General features: G+C 34.7%; 1 protein-coding gene. It reads left to right on the top strand.

Annotation, left to right across the window (positions count from 1 at the left end; genetic code table 11):
- The first annotated feature begins 406 nt into the window (after window positions 1-406).
- Window positions 407-1,060 (top strand): hypothetical protein, encoded by a 654-nt coding sequence (locus tag EDD69_RS15110; RefSeq protein ID WP_132949719.1) that lies wholly within the window; start codon window positions 407-409, stop codon window positions 1,058-1,060.
- The last annotated feature ends 943 nt before the right edge of the window (window positions 1,061-2,003 follow it).

Genomic DNA, 2,003 nt, shown 5'->3' with positions numbered 1-2,003 from the left:
CAGCTATCGCATGAAGCATAGAATTTCCATTTTCAGCGATGAAACTGTTCAAAATTAATGAGCAAAAAGTGTTCAATTTTACTTGACGGTTACAAAACAAATGATCTAAATCATTATTTGAACAAACTCGGTACTTTTTTGGCAGAAAAACGGCAGATTTACGGCAGAAAGACAACAGATTATTTTGTTTTGAGTGTGTCATGATGATAGTGTGAAATTTTGTTGAAGCAGGGCGTCACTCCGATCGGGGTGACGTTTTTATTCCAAGGATTTGTTAAACGTGAATGTTGAATTTTATCACTTTTTTATTCAACGGGGCAGGTTAGTTGATAAAAGAATAGAGAAAACTATCCTAATAAATGTAAATATGTTAAAATAAAGGAAATTAATTAAGGGGGAATATTTTATGAGTAAGATAAATAGAGCAAAAAAAGGTTTTGCATCTTTATTTGCTACAATTCTCGCATTAGTAACAGTAGAAACGGCATCAGCAGTTACATTAGATTTGACTCAAGAACAAAAAGAAGAATATTATAAACAGTATGTTCAAATTGTGGACAAAGCAATGGAGAAAAAACCAGGCATTAGTATTGAATTATCTCCAATGGAGGATTTTCCATTAGAAGCTTGGATCGAACCGAAGGAATTTGAAGCAAGGATTCAAGATATGGTCGAACAACATTTGGAAACGGAACGGAAAAAGTTAAATGCTCTATCGTCAACTACGAAAGAAGCAGTTACGAATTTGAATGGAGAAACTTCAAAAACAACATATATTTATGTTCCTGATACTATTTGGCAAATAGAGGTAACAGGTAAATTTGAAACACAATATAACCCCTACAATGGCCGTCAACTATTTGCAAATGCAGACAATATTTCAAGTAAAGTAATAAGTTCTTTTGCCACGTGGGAGCAAACATCTTATGAGGCATCTTTAATAGATGGTGGTCGAACATATAGCATTCGTATTGAAGGTGTTTTAAGTTTATCTGGTGTATCCTTTGAGAAAGCATTCACTATAGAGTTTCATTGTAATGAAGTCGGTAAAATATCTTAATATCATAAAGGTTAAAAAATAAATAACTTATTCAAGTAACGGGTGCGATACTTTAAATAAGGGGTATCGCTTTTTCCTTATTGTGCTAACGGAGCAGGGAGTTGAAGAAGGAATTGTTGACGAAATATACCAAATTTCTTCTTTGCCAACCAATTGTGATGTTGTTGCTTATTGACGAGGCTGTTACTGTTACATGTCGGTAGAAGCAGTTGAGCTTTTAAAGTCCAGAGGTATTAATGCCTTTCGTTTGGAGGAAGGTGTACGTGATTGGAAACAACTCATAGAAAAATAAATTTTTGGGGATTAAATATGGAATTAGGGACGAAGGTGTTAATCAATGTCGAGTAAAGCATATGAATTGAATCAAAGTTATGTAGATTCTCAAGAAAAACAATAATTCAAGTTATTCAACATTATCATTTGCTGGAGGAATTTTATCCTTATTACTGATTCCAGTCGTGTTCTGGTCTCGTAGGGGTAAAAAATAAATTTGCAAAATCAGTATTTTCTTATTTCACTAACGGGTAGCGATCGTTGACAAGGCATATGAATGTCTGTCTAAATGACAGGCGTTTTTATTTTGTTCTTGTTGCAATTCCTCCACTTGTGGATGAAAACGGCTCGAGCAGTTAGAACATTGCCGCACGTTTTGGGATATGAAAGAACTTTGCCGCCAAACATGCATAAGCGAGAACAACAACAAAGAAAAGTCCTTTTACGATCCGCGTTTTCCAAAGTACAAAATCGACGGCAAGTGGTAGTTTCCAGCAAAAGAATGTGAAGAGTTCTTACTCACATAGATCAAGGAGCGATCAACAGTTTAAAGAAGTGAAAGAAGATGATGTTTTATAAAAACATCCATGAGTAATTTTACTCCCCACCCATGCATGAAAATCCATCATTCCTTCCCATAATGGATATGAACGCAAACAGTTTTGAAAGA

The organism is Thermolongibacillus altinsuensis (genome assembly GCF_004341205.1).
GTDB classification, from domain to species: domain Bacteria; phylum Bacillota; class Bacilli; order Bacillales; family Anoxybacillaceae; genus Thermolongibacillus; species Thermolongibacillus altinsuensis.
Note: the sequence above shows the minus strand (reverse complement) of the source record. Positions and strands in the feature narration are given on the sequence as shown.